The organism is Flavobacterium beibuense F44-8, assembly GCF_000769915.1.
GTDB classification, from domain to species: Bacteria; Bacteroidota; Bacteroidia; order Flavobacteriales; family Flavobacteriaceae; genus Flavobacterium; species Flavobacterium beibuense.
This window is the reverse complement of the sequence record NZ_JRLV01000047.1, coordinates 1-1669: the sequence shown is the minus strand read 5'-3', so window position 1 is coordinate 1669 and position 1669 is coordinate 1. Positions and strand designations below refer to the sequence as shown.

At 33.2% G+C, this 1669-nt stretch carries 1 protein-coding gene; it reads right to left on the bottom strand.

Annotated elements, in window-relative coordinates; translation table 11 throughout:
• Positions 1-96 precede the first annotated feature (96 nt).
• Entirely contained in the window at positions 97-1404 is a 1308-nt protein-coding gene (locus Q763_RS17240; protein ID WP_035136317.1) for a hypothetical protein, read from the bottom strand.
• Positions 1405-1669: the final 265 nt, after the last annotated feature.

Below are 1669 nucleotides of genomic sequence, written 5' to 3'. Positions count from 1 at the left end.
GTTCGAATCCCTCATCGCCCACAAGAAAAAGCCGAAACGAAAGTTTCGGCTTTTTGCATTTTATAGCATGGGGATAGTTAGACTGTGTTTACTTTTTTACCTTGCTGTTACAGGAGAGAAAAAGCCGGCAAGCTTATCCAGTTTAAAGGCTTTTGAGAGTGTTACTACATAAAATGGACGTGGGTTTTCAAGCTGATTGTTTATTTCTGCCTGTAATGTAAGTCCTGTTTTAGGCTCGGTTATCCATGCACGCCCGGTATAAAATATGTCTTTTTTTTGTTCAACTTTAACTTCGGTTGAATTAATAGAGCCGGGGGTTAAAAAATAGTTTGAGGCATAACCTATAGTATGATGTATCCTTATGCTGATGTCATCATTTTCTAATGCTAAAAATATTCCGGGGCCTAAATGAAAAGCGTACTCATTGACTGATTGAGTACTAGGTTGTAAGCTGTTTAAAACTAAATGATTTTTTATTGAACTGTTAGATAGTATTGAATCTACGTGTTTAACCTCTCCATACTCAGTTAATATGTTTGTACGTTTCCATATAAACTCAATAGACGCTGTAAAGTAAGTTTTAAATTCGCTTTTACTTTTCAGGGTGCCAAATATAGGGTGTAGTGTGCTAAAGTGCGCGCCAATATTATCTGTAGTTGTAGTTCGTGTTGATGAAACCATTTTTCGTACTCTTATTGCCTGAATACTATCAAAGGGAATAACTTCTGTGGTTATGTAGTTTTCGTCAATATTTTCGGTATTGCTCATTGCGCGGTTACCGTATAGGCTAAGATAAAAACCGGTTTTGGAATTTTTTGAAGGATGGGATAATACATTTGTTGCAAAAAAGAGGTTTTGAGCTTTTACTCCTTCTACTAAATCAAAATTTGTCCCTATGTACGAAAGGTTTTTGTACTTACTGTAGGGCGCGTTAGAACCACTTTCAAGATTCAATACTATTGCTTTATTAAAAGCGGTGTTTTCATCTGTAATAATTCGGTCTGAAGAATCTTTTACAATTAATTTTAAGGTAAGGTTTGATTTTTCGGGAATAACAGAGTCGGGCTTAATACTAATATATATTGTCTCTCTAACAATTTTTGACTTGTCTTTTTTAAATTCTGAAAATGTCTTTTCATAAGATTTTTTATTATTGAAGAGTATCTTAGTATAAGGTAAAACGGTTTTGGCACTATCGGTCTCTACCGAGAATTTAAATTTACTGTCGATAAAATTTTTAGATATATTTTTTCCTATAATTTCTACAGGTATAATAGTTTCCTTGCCTGTTGTAACATCATAAACGCTTTTTTTGTTAGAATCAAATCCTAAATCAAAGCTTTCCTGTCCCTGCATAGTGTTTAGTAAGAGTAAAACAATGAGGGTAAAAAGTTTTTTTATCATGATATTTTATTTAATGTTAGGTGATCGTGTAAAAGTCTTTACTTTTTTGATGCTCTGAAATACCTATTACTGGGTATTTTTTTGACTAAACTGTTTGTATATGAACAAGTTGTTTTTTTAGATGTTGAATGGATGAATTGCTGCGATATTTTTTTAAAAAAATTGAAACTCAAATACAAAAAACAGTTTATATTTGCACTCGCAATAAGGAACTGACTAGGGACGAAATTGCAGACATATCGGGCGATTAGCTCAGTTGGTTCAG